Annotated in this window: 15 protein-coding genes; 10 read left to right on the top strand and 5 right to left on the bottom strand. The window is 72.3% G+C overall.

Translation table 11 applies throughout. The annotated features are described in order from the left end of the window. Positions 1 to 26: 26 nt before the first annotated feature. Both AB0C66_RS07975 and AB0C66_RS07970 read right to left on the bottom strand, forming a co-directional pair. Complete coding sequence (locus AB0C66_RS07975; RefSeq protein ID WP_362434323.1) at positions 27 to 530, bottom strand: hypothetical protein; 504 nt, start codon at positions 528 to 530, stop codon at positions 27 to 29. Then, positions 527 to 1,192, bottom strand: a complete 666-nt coding sequence (locus tag AB0C66_RS07970; protein ID WP_362434320.1) for a hypothetical protein — start codon at positions 1,190 to 1,192, stop codon at positions 527 to 529. Before AB0C66_RS07970 ends, AB0C66_RS07975 begins: the two co-directional genes overlap by 4 nt. 98 nt (positions 1,193 to 1,290) lie before the next feature. Here AB0C66_RS07970 and AB0C66_RS07965 point away from each other — a divergent pair, with 98 nt between their 5' ends. Further along, complete coding sequence (locus tag AB0C66_RS07965) at positions 1,291 to 1,854, top strand: GNAT family N-acetyltransferase (RefSeq protein WP_362434318.1); 564 nt, start codon at positions 1,291 to 1,293, stop codon at positions 1,852 to 1,854. 34 nt (positions 1,855 to 1,888) lie between these two features. On the opposite strand, the gene AB0C66_RS07960 is transcribed toward AB0C66_RS07965, so the two are convergent. Then, a complete protein-coding gene (locus AB0C66_RS07960; protein ID WP_362434315.1) occupies positions 1,889 to 3,988 on the bottom strand; it encodes an MFS transporter in 2,100 nt (699 codons plus the stop codon). 167 nt (positions 3,989 to 4,155) lie between these two features. Here AB0C66_RS07960 and AB0C66_RS07955 point away from each other — a divergent pair, with 167 nt between their 5' ends. Beyond that, the gene (locus AB0C66_RS07955) at positions 4,156 to 5,292 is read left to right on the top strand and encodes a peptidoglycan-binding domain-containing protein (protein ID WP_362434312.1); all 1,137 of its coding nucleotides are present in this window, start codon (positions 4,156 to 4,158) and stop codon (positions 5,290 to 5,292) included. 162 nt (positions 5,293 to 5,454) lie between these two features. After that, the gene (locus AB0C66_RS07950; protein WP_362434309.1) at positions 5,455 to 6,117 is read left to right on the top strand and encodes an HAD-IA family hydrolase; all 663 of its coding nucleotides are present in this window, start codon (positions 5,455 to 5,457) and stop codon (positions 6,115 to 6,117) included. Positions 6,118 to 6,536: 419 nt separating this feature from the next. On the opposite strand, the gene AB0C66_RS07945 is transcribed toward AB0C66_RS07950, so the two are convergent. Further along, on the bottom strand, positions 6,537 to 7,118 hold the full coding sequence (locus AB0C66_RS07945; protein ID WP_362434306.1) for a TMEM165/GDT1 family protein: 582 nt from the start codon (positions 7,116 to 7,118) through the stop codon (positions 6,537 to 6,539). 489 nt (positions 7,119 to 7,607) lie between these two features. On the opposite strand from AB0C66_RS07945, the gene AB0C66_RS07940 reads away from it, so the two are divergent. The 6 genes from AB0C66_RS07940 to AB0C66_RS07915 all read left to right on the top strand — a co-directional run bounded on the left by AB0C66_RS07940 (position 7,608) and on the right by AB0C66_RS07915 (position 14,708). Then, entirely contained in the window at positions 7,608 to 8,267 is a 660-nt protein-coding gene (locus AB0C66_RS07940) for an HNH endonuclease family protein (RefSeq protein WP_362435579.1), read from the top strand. Positions 8,268 to 8,396: 129 nt separating this feature from the next. Further along, positions 8,397 to 10,118 (top strand): alkaline phosphatase D family protein, encoded by a 1,722-nt coding sequence (locus tag AB0C66_RS07935; protein ID WP_362434303.1) that lies wholly within the window; start codon positions 8,397 to 8,399, stop codon positions 10,116 to 10,118. Between the two features lie 157 nt (positions 10,119 to 10,275). Beyond that, positions 10,276 to 12,222, top strand: a complete 1,947-nt coding sequence (locus AB0C66_RS07930) for an FAD/NAD(P)-binding protein (protein WP_362434300.1) — start codon at positions 10,276 to 10,278, stop codon at positions 12,220 to 12,222. Between the two features lie 136 nt (positions 12,223 to 12,358). After that, entirely contained in the window at positions 12,359 to 12,838 is a 480-nt protein-coding gene (locus tag AB0C66_RS07925) for a DoxX family protein (RefSeq protein ID WP_362434297.1), read from the top strand. A gap of 196 nt (positions 12,839 to 13,034) precedes the next feature. Next, positions 13,035 to 13,718: a VTT domain-containing protein gene (locus AB0C66_RS07920; protein WP_362434294.1), complete on the top strand. Its 684-nt coding sequence runs from the start codon at positions 13,035 to 13,037 to the stop codon at positions 13,716 to 13,718. A gap of 222 nt (positions 13,719 to 13,940) precedes the next feature. Then, a complete protein-coding gene (locus AB0C66_RS07915) occupies positions 13,941 to 14,708 on the top strand; it encodes a lytic transglycosylase domain-containing protein (protein WP_362434291.1) in 768 nt (255 codons plus the stop codon). Here the strand turns inward: AB0C66_RS07915 and AB0C66_RS07910 are convergent. Then, positions 14,689 to 15,471 carry an alpha/beta hydrolase gene (locus AB0C66_RS07910; RefSeq protein WP_362434288.1) on the bottom strand — a complete coding sequence of 261 codons (783 nt, stop codon included), beginning with the start codon at positions 15,469 to 15,471 and terminating at the stop codon, positions 14,689 to 14,691. The two genes, AB0C66_RS07915 and AB0C66_RS07910, sit on opposite strands and share 20 nt — an antisense overlap. Before the next feature lie 544 nt (positions 15,472 to 16,015). Here AB0C66_RS07910 and AB0C66_RS07905 point away from each other — a divergent pair. After that, entirely contained in the window at positions 16,016 to 16,981 is a 966-nt protein-coding gene (locus tag AB0C66_RS07905) for an MASE1 domain-containing protein (protein ID WP_362434285.1), read from the top strand. Positions 16,982 to 17,142: the final 161 nt, after the last annotated feature.

The raw sequence follows: 17,142 nt of genomic DNA, 5'->3' as shown, positions 1-17,142 counted from the left end.
GGCCGGGGGCGGGGGCGGTAGGGCTCTCAGATGGTGAGCAGGCGCTCCAGGACATTGCGGTAGCCACGCATGGCCAGCCGCAGTTCCTCGGTCTCCGAGATGACCGTGCCGTCGTCGTGCCATGCCGAGCGGAGGGTTTCGCGGCGCTCGGCGAGGAGGGTGTGGATACGGGCCGCCAGCTCTTCGAGGAGGACGTCCGCCTCCTCGACCGCGCCACGGGGGGAGTCCACGAATCCGCTCACCGCGTGCCGCAGCCGCTCGTCGAGCGCGTCGTGCTCACCGTTCGGCAGCACCGGGAAGCTGGGCCCGCCCGGGGTGCGCTGCGTGCTCGGCGTAGCGCCTTCCGCGCGGGGCGCGGGCTCCTGCTTGTCGACCGTCCGCAGCCGCCGCGTCTCATGCCGTTCGCCGTTGCGCCGGTTGATCCGCCTGAGTCGTTGGGTGTCACGCCCCGGGGTGTGCGGGGCTATCGGGTCCTCCATGGCCACCGGGTCCTCCATCGTGAGGGGGTGGTCCGCCGTCGGGTCCGTCACCAGGCTCCGCCCTTCTTCGTATGGCCAAGGCCCAGCTCCCACCGGCCGCCGCGGTGCGAGCGACGCGGGCCGCGCGGGGCCGGAGTGGGAGTGGGCGCCTGTTGCGCGTCGGCGTGGTGCGGCGGCTTCACCAGCTCCTCGAAGAACGGCCGGGCGTGCACCACGGCCTCGCGCAGCTCCTCGGTGTCCGCCAGGCCCTCGCGCGTCCGCGCCGCCGCGGTGTGGATCTGCCGGTAGCCCTGCACACACTGCGCATGGTGCACGGACAGCGCGGCGACCTGCTCGGCGTGGCTGTCGGACGGATAGCCGCGGTCCCGGGCGAGGCGCCCCAGCAGCTGGTCGGCGGTGGTCACCGCGTGCTCGGGCGAGTCGATGAACATCTCCTGCGCGGCGGCCCACTCGGCCACGTACCGCTCGCGCAGCTCACCGGCGAGCGGTTCGGTCCGCAGCTCTCCGTAGCGCGCGAGCCGTTCCTCCAGCTCCCGGTGGGCGGCCGCGGCGTCACCCGCGTGCTCGGCCACACTGAGTTCGTATTCCGGTCCGAAGTGGCGTCGCAGTACGCGCTCTCTGCGCCCGGCACCGCCCCGCGCGAACCGGACGGCGAGCGCGGCCGCGACGACGACCGCAACGACAACCACGAAGATGATGGCGCCAGTTGACATGGTCTGCTTCTGCCTTCCCGCCAGTCGCCCCCGACGGATCCGGGAGCGCCCTACCTATGCGGGTAGCCCGAGCGCCCGGCCTCAAACTGAGTCGCGACATGGACGCCACCGCTGTAAAGATGCGCGGCATGCCACGCACCCCGCCCCGCGCCCCCCGCCCCACCGTCTCCTGGACCGTGTCCGTAGGGCCGGTCGACGATCCGTCGGCGGTCGGTCTGCTGCGCGCGTATCTGGTCGATGTGGCCGACCGCTACTACCAGCTGCACAACGGCCGGAACGCCACGTCAGAGGAGATCGAAAGCGCGCTGGCGGAGATGCGGAGCGATGACCTCGCCCCGCCGGACGGGGTGTTCCTGCTGGCCCATCTCAACGGTGCGGAGGAACCGGCCGGATGCGCCGGGCTGCGGCTGCTCGACCCGCACACCGCCGAGCTGAAGCGGGTGTTCATACGGCCCGGCAGCCGCGGGCTCGGCGGCGGCGCCGCGCTGCTCGCCGCCGTGGACGCCGCGGCGGACGGGCTGGGCGCCGGGCGGATCGTCCTGGACACCCGGCTGGACCTGGTCGAGGCGCGCGCGCTGTACGCCCGCCACGGCTACCGGGAGGTCGCGCCGTTCGGCGACGGGGCGTACGCCGAGGTGTGGATGGCCAAGGAGCTGGGGTGAGCGCCCCGTCGCGCGCGCCCCTGCGGCGTATCGCTCACCTCGCCCACGGCGGCTGCCGCCCCTGCCACGGGCCGCCGCCCCGGCCGCCGCCGTTGTGCGGCTGCTCCGCGTCCGAGCCGCACATCTCCCGCGCCAGCTCGTCCACCAGCTCGTTCAGGTCGGTGGGGCGGGACGGCGACCACCAGTCGCCCAGCAGCTCGGCCAGCGACGCCTCCCGGGCCCGGTACAGCCGTGCCGCCGCCTCCCGCCCCCGCGCGGTCAGCGTCAGATCCAGCCCGTACCGCCGCCCCAGCCCCCGTTCCTCGATCTGCCGGGACGCGTCCGTGATGACCCGCAGCGGTACGGGGGTGCGCTCGGCCAGCAGGGCGGGCTCGACCGATCCCTGGTGGCTGATGCGCAGCAGCATCCAGCTCGCGGCCGGTCGGAGGTCGAGCCCGGCCCGCTCGGTGATGTCCGCGTAGACCTGCCGACGGCCCTCCCGGCTGCCCAGCAGCGACAGCGCCCGCGCGCACTCTTCGTGCGAGGAGCGCTCGACCGGGTTGCTGGCGAGCACCTCGCTCGCGTCGGGCGCGGTGACACTGCCCCGCAGCGGCTCCTCCCGCAGGTACCAGGCGAGCACGAAGGCGACCAGCACCACCGGCACCGCGTAGAGGAAGACATCGGTGATGGAGACGGAGTACGCGTGCAGCACCGCCGAACGCTGGCCGGTGGGCAGCCGTCCGATGGCCCGCGGATCGGCGGTCAGGTCGCCGATGCCGACGCCCGCCGGGAGCCGCTGTCCGGCGAGCGCGTCGGCGATATGCGGGCCCAGGTTGTTGGCGAAGATCGTGCCGAAGACGGAGACGCCGAACGAGGCGCCGATCGACCGGAAGAAGGTGTTGCCCGAGGTGGCGACGCCCAAGTCCGCGTAGCCCACCGAGTTCTGCACGATCAGTACCAGCACCTGCATGACCAGGCCCAGCCCGCTGCCGAAGACGAAGAAGTACGCGCTGGTCGCGAGCACCCCGCTGGTCTCCTCGAGCTGGTGCAGGAGCAGCAGCCCGACGCCGGTGACGGCGGTGCCCAGGATCGGGAAGACCTTGTAGTGGCCGGTGACGCTGACCAGGTGTCCGGAGAGGGTCGAGGTGAGCAGCATGCCGACGACCATCGGGAGCATATGGACACCGGAGATGGTCGGTGAGACGCCCTGGACGACCTGGAGGAAGGTCGGCAGATAGGTCATGCTGCCGAACATCGCGAAGCCGACGACAAAGCTGATGACCGCGCAGAGGCTGAAGGTGCGGCTGCGGAACAGCGTCAGCGGCAGCACCGGTTCCGCGGCCCGCGCCTCCGCCCGGACGAAGGCGGCGAGCAGCAGCACACCGGCCACCGCGAGCCCCACGATCTGCCAGGAGCCCCAGCCGAAGGTGACCCCGCCGAGCGAGGCCATCAGCACCAGGGCGGCGGCCACCGCGGCGATCAGGGCGGTGCCCAGGTAATCGATGGTGTGCGGGGTGCGGCGGACGGGGATGTGCAGCGCGGCGGCGATGACGAGGAGGGCGACGATGCCGAGGGGAAGGTTGATGTAGAACACCCAGCGCCAGCTGAGCTGGTCGACGAACAGCCCGCCGAGCAGCGGTCCGAGCACACTGGTGGCGCCGAACACTCCGCCGAAGAGGCCCTGGTAGCGGCCGCGTTCACGGGGCGGGACGATATCGCCGACGATGGCCATCGACAGCACGATCAGCCCGCCGCCGCCCAGCCCCTGGAGCGCGCGGAAGGCGATCAGCTCAACCATGTTCTGGGAGAGCCCGCACAGCGCCGAGCCGATCAGGAAGAGGACGATCGCGCCCTGGTAGAGCCTCTTCCGTCCGTACTGGTCGCCCAGCTTGCCCCACAGCGGGGTGGCGGCGGTGGAGGCGAGCAGATACGCGGTGACGACCCAGGACAGATGCTCCAGACCGCCGAGGTCGCCGACGATCGTCGGCAGCGCGGTGGAGACGATCGTGCTGTCGAGCGCCGCGAGCAGCAGTCCGAGCAGCAGTGCGCCGATGGCCACCAGGACGGTACGCCGGGGGCGGCCCTCCCAGGGGGCGGCTGCCACGGGATCCGGCGCGCCCGGCGCCGGAGTCGGGTGGCCGGCGTCCTGCGCCATGGCGACTCCTCGGCTGCTCGGGTTCCCATCTTCACCCCATCCTCACCTTTATGCCCCGTTACGGCCCGCCGAGTGGGTCCACGATGCGGTCCACACAGCCAACGAACACCTGCGCGGAAGGCGTTCGGATGCGCATAATCGCTGCGAATCCAGGGAGGGAAAGACCCGTGACGGCAGAATCCTGCCCGCACTGCTTGGCTCCGCCGCGTGCCAACGGCCGCCCCGGGTGCGCCTGCGCGGCGCGCGCCGCCGCTGCCGCCGCCGAGGCCGCCGAGGCCGACGCCGCGATGCCTCATGTGCGGCCCGTTGTCACGCACTCCGACGCCGAGGAGAGCGTGACGAGACCCGATCCGCGCGATGTGCGGCTTTTCGAACGCGGCCCGTCGAAGGCGACGGCGGAGGCGGAGGCGGAGGCGAGCGCCGACACCGGCGGCGGCGCCGACGCCGATACCACTGCCGACGCTGATGCCGACCCCGACGCGACTCGGGTGATCGCCCCCGTCGACGGCGGCGGGAACACGGAGGCGGCCCCGGACACCACGGCCGGGGACACCGACGCCACCGAAGGCACCGGCGACACCGGAGAGACGGGCGACACCCGTGCGACCGGCGACACCGGCGACGCCGCCTCCGGCCGCCACCGCAAGAGCCGCCGCAAACCGGTCGCGATCATCCTCACCGGCGCAGCCGCCGTGGCCGTGGCCGGAACGCTCGCCTTCGGCACGGGTCTGCTGGGCGGCGACTCCGAGGACGACGGCGGCGCCGGAAAGCGTGAGCGCGCGCTCGCGACCACTCAGCCGAGCGCCCCGCCCGGTGACAACGGCGAGGGATCCGAGGACGGCGGCGGGTCCGGCGGGCCCGCCGCGTCCACGGCGTCCGGTCCGCCCGGGTCCTCCGGTGCGCACCGGTCCGGCGCACCGCATACGGACTCCGGATCCGGCCCGGGCCTCGACTCCACCCCCGGGCCCCCGCGCCCGTCCGCCTCGACCTCCACGTCCCACAGCGAGGCCGAGCCGAAGCCGATGGAGCCGAGCGACCCGGCCTCCTCCACTCCGCCGACAGGTCCGGACCCCACCGGTCCGCCCGTGCTGGGCGAGGGCGACAGCGGTACCGAGGTCCGTGAGCTCCAGAAGCGGCTGACGCAGTTGCTGATGTACCTCGGCGCCGCGGACGGCGAGTACGACGAGGGGGTGAAGAACGCGGTCTCCTCTTATCAGGACCGCTATGACGTGACGGGCGACCCGGACGGCATCTACGGCGAGCACACCCGCCGTGACCTGGAGTCCAGGACCGACAAGCCATGATCACGCCGCCCGTCCGGGAGATGGTTCACGGACAGCACTGGCGTTGTGGCCCCGCTATTTGTATGGTGGAGGAACAAAGTGGTTCCGCCCGCACTCCCTGACCGGCGGGCGGAGCCACTTGTCTTCTTTTTCTGAGGGGTCCGCTCTCTGAGGAGTCCGCCGATGTCGCGCACCGCCACGCTCTCCGCCCGAGCCCTGCTCCTCGACATGGACGGCACGCTGGTGAACTCCGACGCCGTCGTCGAGCGCTACTGGCGGCTGTGGGCCGCCGATCACGGGCTGGACGAGGAGAGCGTGCTCAAGGTCTCCCACGGCCGGCAGGCCCACGCCACCATGGCGGTGCTCCTCCCGGACCGGCCCACCGCGCAGAACGTGGCCGACGGCCGGTGGATGCTGGAGCGGGAGAGCACCGACCTCGACGGTGTCGTCCCGGTGCCCGGCGCCCCCGCCTTCATGGCCTCGCTGGCCGGACTCCCGCACGCCCTGGTCACCTCGGCCGACGAACGGCTCGCCCGCGCCCGGATGGACACGGCCGGACTGCCGATGCCCGAGGTGTGGGTGACCGCCGAGCGGGTCGGCGTGAGCAAGCCCGATCCCGAGGGTTTCCTCAAGGGCGCCGCCGAACTCGGCTTCGCACCCGAGGACTGTGTGGTCTTCGAGGACTCCGAGGTGGGCATCGCGGCCGGACGGGCGGCGGGGATGCGCGTGGTCGGCGTCGGCCCGCGCGCCGCCGCCCAGGCGCCGGACGCCCATGTGCGGGACCTGGACGGGATCCGGATCACCCCCCACCCCGACGGCACCCTCCAACTGCACCTCCCGACCTGAGCCCCGGGCGGTCCCCGACGACCGTCGCGCCCCGCTCGGCCGCGCGCGTGGCAGCCGTACCGCACCAGCCGTGCCCCGGTCACCCGCGCCGACCGTGGCGGGAGCGCGACCGGCCCCACCCGCCGTCTCCACTCTCGGAGCGGCCTCCTGGCAGGGGGTGCTGCCCGGCCGCGTCGCCTCGAGGCGAGGGCGAGCAACACCCCGGGGCTCCGGGCCGGGCGACCACCAGCCCCTCGGCCCACGAGGGCGGCAAGGGCGCGGGAGACGGCCACCGGCTCCTCGGTGGGCGGTGACGCCGCCAGCTCCTCGGCGGGCGGCGTCACCGCCTCCGCCCCGGACGTCATCACCGCCGACGACGGGGTGGCGGCCGAGGCGGGGGACGGGCCCGGCCGCCAGAAGCCGGGTCCACGGTCAGCCCGTCACGGCCTCACGGCCTCGTAGACGCTGAAGCCGCCCAGCGCCATCATCACCAGCGCCGCGATCTTCGTGATCAGCCGCAGCGGTACGTACTTCATCAGCGTGCGCCCGCCCAGGATGCCCAGACCCGCCACCGCCCACAGCGCCAGCACCGCGCCGACGCCCACCGAGAGCGGATCGTCGTAGCGGGCGGCCAGGTTGGCGGTCATGATCTGCGTCAGATCGCCGAACTCGGCGACCAGGATCAGCATGAAGCCCGCCCCGGAGACCTTCCAGAAGCTCTGGTCGGCGGGCTTGCGGATCTCCTCCTCGTCGTCGTCCTTCTTGAAGAGCAGCATCACCGCGCCGCCGAGGAAGAGCACCCCCACGATCGCCGAGAGCAGCCGCTGCGGCAGCAGGGTGAGCACACTGCCCGCCGCGATGGCGAGGCCGACATGGAGGGCGAAGGCGGCGGCGACGCCGACGAAGACATAGGAGGCGCGGTAGCGGGCGCCGAGCATCAGCCCGGCCAGGGCGGTCTTGTCGGGCAGCTCGGCGAGGAAGACGACGCCGAAGACGACGGCGGCGACGGTGAAGCTGAACACGGGCTGGTTACCTCATCGGGTCGGGCCGCACCGAGGGGCCCCGGGGAGGGATCGCTTCGGCACGGCAGCGTCGGACACTGCGGCCGAAGGTCTCGCTGGCGTATGAACGACCGGTCCGCGCGATGTGACGGCGGTCTCGCTCTCATACGCTCCGGGCGCCGGCCCGCACCCCTGAGGGGCGGGCAGTATGTCGACGGTCCGGCGAGGAGCTACTCCCCTTCTGCTGCCACCAGGATACGGGACACCCCCGGAACCCCCGGCGGCCGGGCCCACGGGCCGAAGCGACCCCGCCCGTCGGGCAGGGGGTACGGCCGCCCCACCACGCGGGGGTACACCGGCCCGGGGCATCCACTTCCGGAAGCCCCTTGCGTTGACATGGCCGCGTCGTCACCCTGTTACCTGGCGCCAACCCCACAGCAACCCGGCGCCGACACGATGGCCGGACACGGGCCAACGACCCCCCACACCAAGGGAGTACGCATGTCCACCATGCACAGCCACTCCACCCGGCGCAGCGTCTACGCGCGTCGAATATCCGTCTTCGGCGGATTCGCGGCCCTGTTGGGCACTCTCGTCCTGAACGGGCCGAATGCCCAGGCCGAGCCGCCCGCTCCGCCGAGCGCCGAGACCGTCCGGGGCTACCTCGGCGAGCTCACGGTGAAGACGGAGGGGTCGATGGACGGTTACAGCCGCGAGAAGTTCCCGCACTGGATCACCCAGAGCGGCAGCTGCAACACCCGCGAGGAAGTCCTCAAGCGCGACGGCACCAACGTCCAGACCGACTCCAGCTGCGCCGCCACCAGCGGCACCTGGAAGTCCCCCTACGACGACGGCAGCTGGACCGACCCGGCCGACGTGGACATCGACCATGTCGTTCCGCTCGCCGAGGCGTGGACGTCCGGTGCGAGCTCCTGGACCACCGACCAGCGCCAGGGTTTCGCCAACGACCTGACCCATTCGCAGCTCGTGGCCGTCACGGACAATGTGAACCAGTCCAAGAGCGACCAGGACCCGGCCGAGTGGCTCCCGCCGAAGGCGTCCTACCACTGCGTGTACGCCCGGATGTGGGTCTCGGTGAAGCACGAGTACAAGCTGTCGGTCGACGACGCCGAGAAGTCCAAGCTCAGCGAGATCCTCAACGGGTGCTGAGCCCGGCCCGCCACCCGGCACCGCACACACCGCGCACCGCACGGACGGCGTGAGACACGTGCCGGAACCTCCGCGCCCTCCTCCGTCGTTCCGTACCGTACGCATACGGAAACGACGGAGGAGGGCCGGATGGCCGGGCTGCGCCTGGGACCACTGCTGCGGCAGGTCGACTGGGAGACCGGGACGAACGCGACCGTCTGGGTCGAGACCGACCGGCCCTGCGAGGCGGAGGTGCGCTGCGCCGACGGCGCCGGTGGCTCCGCCACCACCTGGCAGGTCGCCGGGCATCACTACGCCCTGATCCCGGTCACCGGGCTGCGTCCGGGCGGTGAGACGGCCTACCGGGTGCTGCTGGACGGCGCGCAGGTCTGGCCACTGCCCGATTCGGGCTTTCCGGACAGCACGATCCGCACCCCGGCACCCGCCGCCACCGCCGGGCGCGAGGACGTGCCCGTACACGTCGCGTTCGGCTCCTGCCGCTGGGCGGCGCCGCCCTCCGACACCTCGCACGACCCGATCGGGCCGGACGCGCTGGACACGCTCGCCGCCACGCTGGCCCGTACCCCCGACGCCCCGCGCCCCGACGTCCTGGTGCTGCTGGGCGACCAGGTGTACGCGGACGAGACCTCCGCCGAGATCCGCCGCCGCATCGACGCCCGCCGCGATCTGGGCGAGCCGCCGGGTGAGCAGGTCGCGGACTACGAGGAGTACACCTGGCTGTACTACGAATCGTGGCTGGACCCGGAGGTGCGCTGGCTGCTCTCCACCGTCCCCAGTTGCATGATCTTCGACGACCACGACGTCATAGACGACTGGAACACCAGCGAGGCGTGGCTGCGCCGGATGCGCGCCACCCCCTGGTGGCAGGAGCGGATCGTCAGCGGTCTGATGTCCTACTGGGTCCATCAGCACCTGGGCAACCTCTCCCCCGCCGAGCTGGCCACCGATCCGCTGTACGCGGCGGTGCGCGAGGCGGCCGACGGCACCGAGGTGCTGCGGGAGTTCGCCTCCCACGCCGACGCCGACCCGGTGTACACCCGCTGGAGCTACCGCCGTGACTTCGGGCGGGTGCGACTGCTGATGGTGGACACGCGTGGCGCCCGGGTGCTGGGCGAGCACGAGCGGGCGATGGTCCACGAAAAGGAGCTGGCCTGGGTCCGCGAACAGGCCCTGGAGGGCACGGACCCACCCCACGGTACGGACTCGCCCCACGGCCCCGGCCCGGGCTATGACCACCTGCTGATCGGCAGCTCCCTGCCCTGGCTGCTCCCGCACTTCGTCCATGACGTGGAGCGCTGGAACGCCTCGGTGTGCGCGGGCAGACGCGGGGCGCGCTGGGCGCGCGTCGGCGAGGATCTGCGGCAGCGGGGCGACTTGGAGCACTGGGCCGCGTTCCCGGAGTCGTTCGACGCCCTGACGGGCCTCGTCGCGGAGGTCGGCGACGCCCCCTCGGCCCCGGCCACGATCAGTGTGCTGTCGGGCGATGTGCATCACGCCTATATCGCCGAACCGGACTGGTCGCACTGGCCGGGACGGCCGCGCAGCCAGGTGCGCCAGCTGACCTGTTCACCGGTGCACAACAGCATCCACGCCTCGGTGCGGGCGGGATTCCGCTTCGGCTGGAGCGGGGCGGGCCGGGCGATCGGCCGGCTCTTCGCCCGCCACGGCCGGGTGGAGCGTTCGAAGCTGAGCTGGCGCAAAACCGGCGGTCCGTGGTTCGGCAACCAGTTGATGACCCTGACGCTGCGCGGACGCACCGCGCGGCTGCGGATGGACCAGGCGCGCAGCGATCCTTCGGGCGGCCCGGCCCGGTTGGTCGCGGAGTTGGATACGGAGTGGACCGGCCCCTGACCGGGGGCTGAACCTCCTCATACCGGCCTCCCCCGGGGCGACGCACGTGATCCGCCCCACACCGGAGGGATCAGTTCCGGCCAGCGGCTCGATTCTCCGGGAGCGACCGGCATGATGGGCGCGCGTCCTGCCTCCATCTGCCCCGGGAGACACCACCTTGGCCGGAGACCCCCACGCCATAGCCGTAGTCGGAGCCGGTCCGCGGGGCACCAGCGTGCTGGAGCGACTGTGCGCCTCGGCTCCGGAACTGGCACCCGGTGCCCGGCTGACGGTGCATGTGGTGGATCCGTATCCGCCCGGCGCCGGACGGGTGTGGCGCGCCGCGCAGCCGGGCGAGCTGCTGATGAACACGGTGGCCTCGCAGGTGACCCTGTTCACCGATGCGAGTGTGGTGTGCGACGGACCGGTGCGCACCGGGCCGAGTCTGTACGAATGGGCCGCGGCGCGGGGCGTCGCGCCCGGTCTCGGCCCGGACGACTACCCCGGCCGCGCGCTGTACGGCCGCTATCTGGAGTGGGTGTTCGCGGAGGTGGTGCGGGGCGCACCGGACCCGGTGACGGTCCGGGTGCACACCGCCCGCGCCGTACGGCTCGAGGAGGGCGGCGACGGCGAGCAGATCCTGAGCCTCGACAACGGCACCCGGCTGGCCGGGCTGTGCGCGGTGGTGCTGGCCCAGGGCCATCTGGCGGCGGCCGCCGATGAGACGGAGAGCCGGTTCGCGGACCACGCCGAACGGTACGGACTGCGCTACTACCCGCCCGCCAACCCCGCCGATGTCGATTTGTCGCCCATCGCACCGGGCGAACCGGTGCTGCTGCGCGGTCTGGGCCTCAACTTCTTCGACCATATGGCGCTGCTGACCCAGGGCCGCGGCGGCTCGTTCGTCCCGGCATCCGGCCCGGACGGCCCGGACGGCCCGGCCCTGGTCTACCGGCCCTCAGGGCGCGAGCCCCGGCTGTACGCGGGGTCCCGGCGCGGTATCCCGCACCAGGCGCGCGGGGACAACGCGAAGGGCCCGTACGGCCGCCACCACCCGCTGCTGCTCACCCCCGATGTGCTCGCCCAGTTCCGCAAGCGGGCGGAGGCGGGCGATCCGCCGGACTTCCTTGCGGAGATATGGCCGCTGGTGGCCAAGGAGGCCGAGACGGTCTACTACGAGGCGCTGCTGACCCGGTCCACGACCGCACAGACCCCTCTCCTCCTGCGGGAGTTCCGGCGGGCGTTCCGGCGGGCGTTCCTGGCCACCGAGCACGGCAGCCCCGAAGAGACGGCCGTGCTGATGGAATTCGGCGTCCCGGCCGAGCGGCACTGGTGCTGGGAGACGGTGTCCCGGCCGCACCGGGGACGCCGGTTCACCGGGCGCGACGACTTCCGGGGCTGGCTGCTGTCGTATCTGCGGGAGGACGCGGCGCACGCGCGGCAGGGCAATGTGGACGGTCCGGTGAAGGCGGCCCTGGACGTACTGCGCGATCTCCGCAACGAGCTGCGGCAGATCGTCGACCACGGCGGGCTGAGCGGCGCCTCGCGCGACGCGCATCTCGACGGCTGGTACACCCCGCTCAACGCGTTTCTGTCGATCGGCCCGCCGCGGCGCCGGATCGAGGAGATGGCGGCCCTGATCGAGGCCGGGGTGCTCGAGGTGCTGGGTCCCCGGCTGACGGTCTCCCCGGCGGCGGAGAGCGCGGGCGCCGGGTTCCTCGGGCGGTCGGCGGAGGTGCTCGGTCCGCCCGTGCTGGCCACGACGCTGATCGAGGCCCGGCTGCCGGAGCCCGATCTGCGCCGCACGGCGGACGAGTTGCTGGGGCGTCTGCTGCGGACCGGGCAGTGCCGTCCGCACCGGGTGGACGGCTACGAGACGGGCGGCGTCGATGTCACCCCGGCGCCGTACCGGCTGGTGGACGCCCAGGGCAGACCGCATCCGCGCCGCTTCGCCGTCGGCGTGCCGACCGAGGGCGTCCACTGGGTGACAGCCGCCGGGGCGCGGCCCGGGGTGAACTCGGTCACGTTGTGCGATACGGACGCGATAGCGCGTGCGGTGCTGCACACGGCCATATCGGGCCACCCCTGGCAGGAAGTTGTCCCCGCATCCCGTATCCAGCCCTGAAGCGGCGAGATCAGAGGGATATGACGCGTAGGTCAGGGGCCCCATATTTGGCAGGAACTTGAACTTGCAACAAATGGTGAGGCTACCCTAACCTGGCGCGTTGTCTCCCGTCCCCGGAACAAGGAGCACATCCTTCATGTCTCCCTCGACCTCGCCGCGCTCGCTCGGCGAACTGCTCGACAGCGCCAGACCGTACGTCCTGTCCCTCTTCCGCATCGTCGTCGGCCTGTTCTTCTTCTGCCATGGCGCCGCCTCCCTGCTGGGCTGGTTCGGCGGGATGATGGGCACCGGCAAGACGGTCGACGCGGGCACCTGGCCCGGCTGGTACGCCGCGGTGATCCAGCTGGTCGGCGGCGGGCTGGTGATGCTCGGACTGGGCACCCGCAGCGCGGCGTTCATATCGTCCGGCTCGATGGCCTACGCCTACTTCGTGGAGCACCAGCCGGAGAAGCTGTGGCCCATCCAGAACGGCGGCGAGTCCTCCGCCATGTTCTGCTGGGCGCTGCTGCTCCTCGTCTTCACCGGGCCCGGCCCGCTGGCGCTGGAGCGGCTCTTCGGCTCGCCGCGCGAGACGGCCGGCCAGACCGAGCCGCGGCGCCAGCCGACCGCGGTGTAACAAGGCACCGTTCAGGACTCGTCCCGCATCACGCCATGCGGGGACATGTGCCCCCGCATGGCGTGATCCGAACAACATCATCACCCCGTACCGCTATCCTCCACCGGCACAGGCGTACGCTGTATGGCGGTACAGGCCGCGTCTGCCGCTTCCCGGCGACATACGCAGCGGGGGGAACGGGATCGGGAGAAGAACGGTGCTGGAACAATTGGGGTCGCTGACCAACACCCCATGGATTTACGCGGTGATCGCGCTTTCTGTCCTGCTCGATGTCTTCCTGCCGGTCCTGCCGAGCGGGGTCCTCGTCATCACCGCGGCCACCGCCGCCGCCGGGACCACCGTCGACGCGGTCGGTGTGGTGCGCCAGGCCGACGCCGCCGACTTCCCCGCGATGCTGGCCCTGGTGCTGTGCGCCGCGACCGCCTCCGTACTCGGGGACATGGTCGCCTATCGGCTGGCCTGGCGTGGAAGCGACCGACTGGATCGAGCCATTGCTCGTTCGCGCCGACTCACCAACGCCCAGGAGAAGTTGGACACCGCCCTTGTCCGGGGCGGCGGTCCGCTGGTCGTCATAGCCCGATTCGCGCCCGCCGGGCGCTCGGTGGTCAGCCTGGCCGCCGGTGCCGCCCATCGCAGGGTCAAGGAGTTCCTGCCCTGGTCGGCCGCGGCCGGGCTGGCGTGGGCCGCGTACGGCGTGGCCCTCGGCTATGTCGGCGGCCAGTGGCTCGGCGCCACCTGGCTGGGGACCGCGGTCTCGGTGCTCGCGCTCTTCGCGGCGGGCGCGGGCGCGGCGTATGTGATGAAGCGCCCCGGTGCGGACGAAGAAGGTCCGATTCCGGTGGCGGCGGCCGCGGGCGGCCAGCCGGTCCACCATCCGTAGCGCGGTCCGCGTGGTGCCGTCTCCGGCGGCGTAGCCGTCAGCGCCGGGCGCCGCGCCGGGTCCTGAGCCGCCGGACGCGCCACGCCGGAGGCGCCTCGCCGGAACCGCCACGCCGGAGCGCGCGGTCACTGGCCGGTGTCGTTCGGTGATCAAAGGCTCGGCCCCGGATTCCGGCTACCGTCCCCCTATGCGTACCTTCCTGCCGGATCTGCCGGGTCCGGCATGCTGAGCCGCACCACCGGACTGGTCGCGGCGTTCCTGGCCGGCCTCGCCCTGGTCGTCGCCGCCGTCCTCGTCGTACGTCAGCTCACCGAGCCCTCGAAGTCCGCGTTGCCGGTCATCCCCGAGGCGCGGCGGCCGGTCGTGGAGGTCGCGGCGCACGTCTGCTCGGCGCTGAGCGTTCCCCTGCTGGCCGCGCAGATCGACGCGGAGAGCGGCTGGCGGGCGGACGCGGACTCCGGACAGGCCCAGGGCATTTCGCAGTTCGCCCCGGAGACCTGGCGGGAGTGGGGGCGGGACGGCGACGGCGACGGCAAGGCCGATGTCTGGGAGCCCCGGGACGCCATCCCCACCCAGGCGCGCTATATGTGCCATCTCTACACCGTGGTCGAGAAGGTCCCCGGCGGCTCGACCCGGCGGGGCTCCACCCGGCTGGCGCTCGCGGCGTACAACGCGGGGCCGAGCGCGGTGGTCAGGGCCGGGGGCATGCCGAGGATGAGCGAGACCCGCGGCTATGTGGACAAGATCATGAACGATCTGCTGCCCAAGTACCGGAAGGCCGAGAAGAAGTACCAGGGGAGCGAGGCGAAGCACCGCTCGAAGAAGAGCCGCGCCGCCTTCCCCTCGCCCTCCCTCCCCTCCCCGGCGTCCGGTGCCGAGGCGTCATCCGCCTCGGCGTCACCCCTGCCCGTGCCCGTACCCTCCACGGTCCGGCCGCTGTCGACCGCGCCCGGCACCCTCGTGCCGCCCCCTACGCGTCGGCGGCGATGAAGTCCTCCACGGCCCGGACCAGTTCCAGCGGGGTCTCATCGGCCGGATAGTGCCCGGCGCACGGCAGCTCGACCAACTCGGCGTTGGTGTACCAGCGCAGCCACGTCTGCCGCATCACCTCGGCCGTCAGCGCCGGGTCGTGGGCCCCGACGACCACCCGGACCGGCACCTCGGCCCCGCTGATCTTCTCGTGGAAGTCCTCCAGGGCCCAGGAGTCCAGCCATGTCCGGAACGCCTTGGCGTCGCTGTGCTGCACCGAGTGCCGCACCATCAGATCGAGCCAGGCGGCCGGATGGCGGCTGCCGGTGGTCAGATCGATGATCGCCCTCCGGTTCTCCGGGCGCTCGGCCGCGGAGGCGAACAGCTCCCACTGCTCACCGGCCATCGGTACCCCGCTCGCGGGCACCGGCGCCACCCCGACCAGCCGCCGGACACGGCTCGGGGCCGCCGCCACCACCCGCTGGATGACGGACCCGCCCATCGAGTGTCCGATGAGTGAGAAGCGGTCCCAGCCGAGGTGGTCGGCGAGCGCGAGCAGATCCCGCCCCCCTTCCTCGGTGGTGAACGCGCCGGAGACGTCGCGCGCCTCCCCATAGCCCCGCAGGTCGGGCAGGACATAGGTGAAGGCCCGCCGGTCGACATGCGGCAGCATCGCGGCGTACGCGGCACGGTCCGAGAACCAGCCGTGCACCGCCATGACATGGTGCGGACCGTCCCCGACGGTCTCATACGGTGGAACGAGGGGTGGAACGATGGGCCCCATGGCGCCTCCGGTCCCGGTCGGAAACGGGCACGCGGCGCACGCCCGTGGGGGACAACGGTGGCGTCTCCCACGGAAGGGGGCAAGCCCGATGCGCATATGCGTGCCCGCTGATGTGGCGGGAGTCCACATCGTGGACATGGCGTGTTGCGTGTGTCGGGGGAGCTTAGGGATGGTTCACGAGGTTCGCCACATTCTTGCTTGATTTTGACGAACCGACCGATCGCGATTGCGGTGTGCGGTGCGGACGGAAAGCGCACCCGCACCATGGATTTCCAGCCAACTGGCCCAGAGAAACGGTGAGTTGATCGGTCCGTACCGCCGTGGACAGGACGCTAGAACCCTCGGATTACGGTGTCAATACGGCCTTGACGGGCACGGTGGCCGGTCATCGGTATCCGCCCCGCGCACCACCTCCCGCCACACCGTTCCCCCGTACGGGCGGGTCCCCCGCCCCGTCTGCGTGTCAGCCCTGCCGCGCGGGCGGGGGCGTAGTCAGATGGCGGCTGTGGCGCGCGATGACGGGACGATCCGGCGATACGGTGCCATGGTTCTGCGGATCGCGGCCGTGGCCGCCCTCTACTACGCGGGCGCCAGAATCGGACTGTTGCAGGAACTGGTGCGTGACCAGGTCACCCCGCTGTGGCCGCCGACCGGGATCGCGCTCGCCTGTCTGCTGCTGCTCGGCCCCGGCGTCTGGCCCGGGATCGCGCTCGGCGCGCTCGCGGTCAACGCCCCCATCGGCCCGTCACCGCTCCCCGTCGCCGGGATCGTGGCGGGCAACACCCTCGCCCCGCTCTGCGCGTATCTGCTCCTCCAGCGCGTGGGCTTCCGTATCTCCCTGGACCGGCTCCGGGACGCGCTGGCCCTGGTGTTCCTCGGCGCCCTGCTCGGGATGCTGATCAGCGCCACCGTCGGAACCGCCGTACTCGTCCTGGCGGACGCGCTCACGGCGGACGGCTTCTGGCCCACCTGGTCGGTGTGGTGGACGGGCGACGCCATGGGGGTCCTGGTGATCACTCCGCTGCTGCTGGCGCTGCGCGGGGCGCGGCCGCCGCGCGGGGTCCACCCCTACCGCTGGCTGGAGGCGGTGGTCCTGCTCGCGGGCACGGTGGCCGTCACCCTCGTGGCCACCCGGAGCCTCGCCAGTCTCCTCTTCCTGGTCTTCCCGTTCCTGATCTGGGCGGCGCTGCGCTTCCAGTTGGCGGGCGCGGCGCCGTGCTCGTTCATCGTCTCCCTCCTCGCGATCAACGCGACGGCGGAGGACGTCGGTCCGTTCTCGGGCGACTCCCTGCTGAGGCAGATGGTGACCCTCCAGGCGTTCAACGGCACCACCACCCTGACCGCACTGCTGCTTTCGGCGATCATCGCCGAACGGAACAACACCCGGCGGCAGATCGAGCGGGTCTGCGCGGAGCTGGCGGAGGTGGTGGTCCGGCTGACACCGGGCGAGACCCTGGGAACCTGGCCGTCGCGGCGGCACGACGACGAACCGCCGGAGGGCGCGCGGTAGCCGCACCCGGGGCCCGGGGGAACCCGGGCGACCGCGCTTCCGTCTGACAAGGCGTACGGAACACGGCGCGCGACGGGAGCGTACGCGGCCGGGGTGTACGCGAACGGAAGCACGAATGGGCACACCCGCCGGCGGCGTACGCAAGGGGCGTGCGCCCGGAC

The organism is Streptomyces sp. NPDC048636, assembly GCF_040650655.1.
Classification (GTDB): domain Bacteria; phylum Actinomycetota; class Actinomycetes; order Streptomycetales; family Streptomycetaceae; genus Streptomyces.
The sequence above is the reverse complement of the archived record's forward strand: the minus strand, read 5'-3'. Positions and strand labels throughout refer to the sequence as shown.

Bases quoted from the DNA above. Each gene is read 5' to 3' on its own strand.
- AB0C66_RS07970 (WP_362434320.1), bottom strand. From the start codon at position 1,192: ATGTCAACTGGCGCCATCATCTTCGTGGTTGTCGTTGCGGTCGTCGTC.
- AB0C66_RS07965 (WP_362434318.1), top strand. From the start codon at position 1,291: ATGGACGCCACCGCTGTAAAGATGCGCGGCATGCCACGCACCCCGCCC.
- AB0C66_RS07960 (WP_362434315.1), bottom strand. From the start codon at position 3,988: ATGGCGCAGGACGCCGGCCACCCGACTCCGGCGCCGGGCGCGCCGGAT.
- AB0C66_RS07950 (WP_362434309.1), top strand. From the start codon at position 5,455: ATGTCGCGCACCGCCACGCTCTCCGCCCGAGCCCTGCTCCTCGACATG.
- AB0C66_RS07940 (WP_362435579.1), top strand. From the start codon at position 7,608: ATGCACAGCCACTCCACCCGGCGCAGCGTCTACGCGCGTCGAATATCC.
- AB0C66_RS07935 (WP_362434303.1), top strand. From the start codon at position 8,397: ATGGCCGGGCTGCGCCTGGGACCACTGCTGCGGCAGGTCGACTGGGAG.
- AB0C66_RS07925 (WP_362434297.1), top strand. From the start codon at position 12,359: ATGTCTCCCTCGACCTCGCCGCGCTCGCTCGGCGAACTGCTCGACAGC.
- AB0C66_RS07915 (WP_362434291.1), top strand. From the start codon at position 13,941: ATGCTGAGCCGCACCACCGGACTGGTCGCGGCGTTCCTGGCCGGCCTC.
- AB0C66_RS07910 (WP_362434288.1), bottom strand. From the start codon at position 15,471: ATGGGGCCCATCGTTCCACCCCTCGTTCCACCGTATGAGACCGTCGGG.
- AB0C66_RS07905 (WP_362434285.1), top strand. From the start codon at position 16,016: ATGGTTCTGCGGATCGCGGCCGTGGCCGCCCTCTACTACGCGGGCGCC.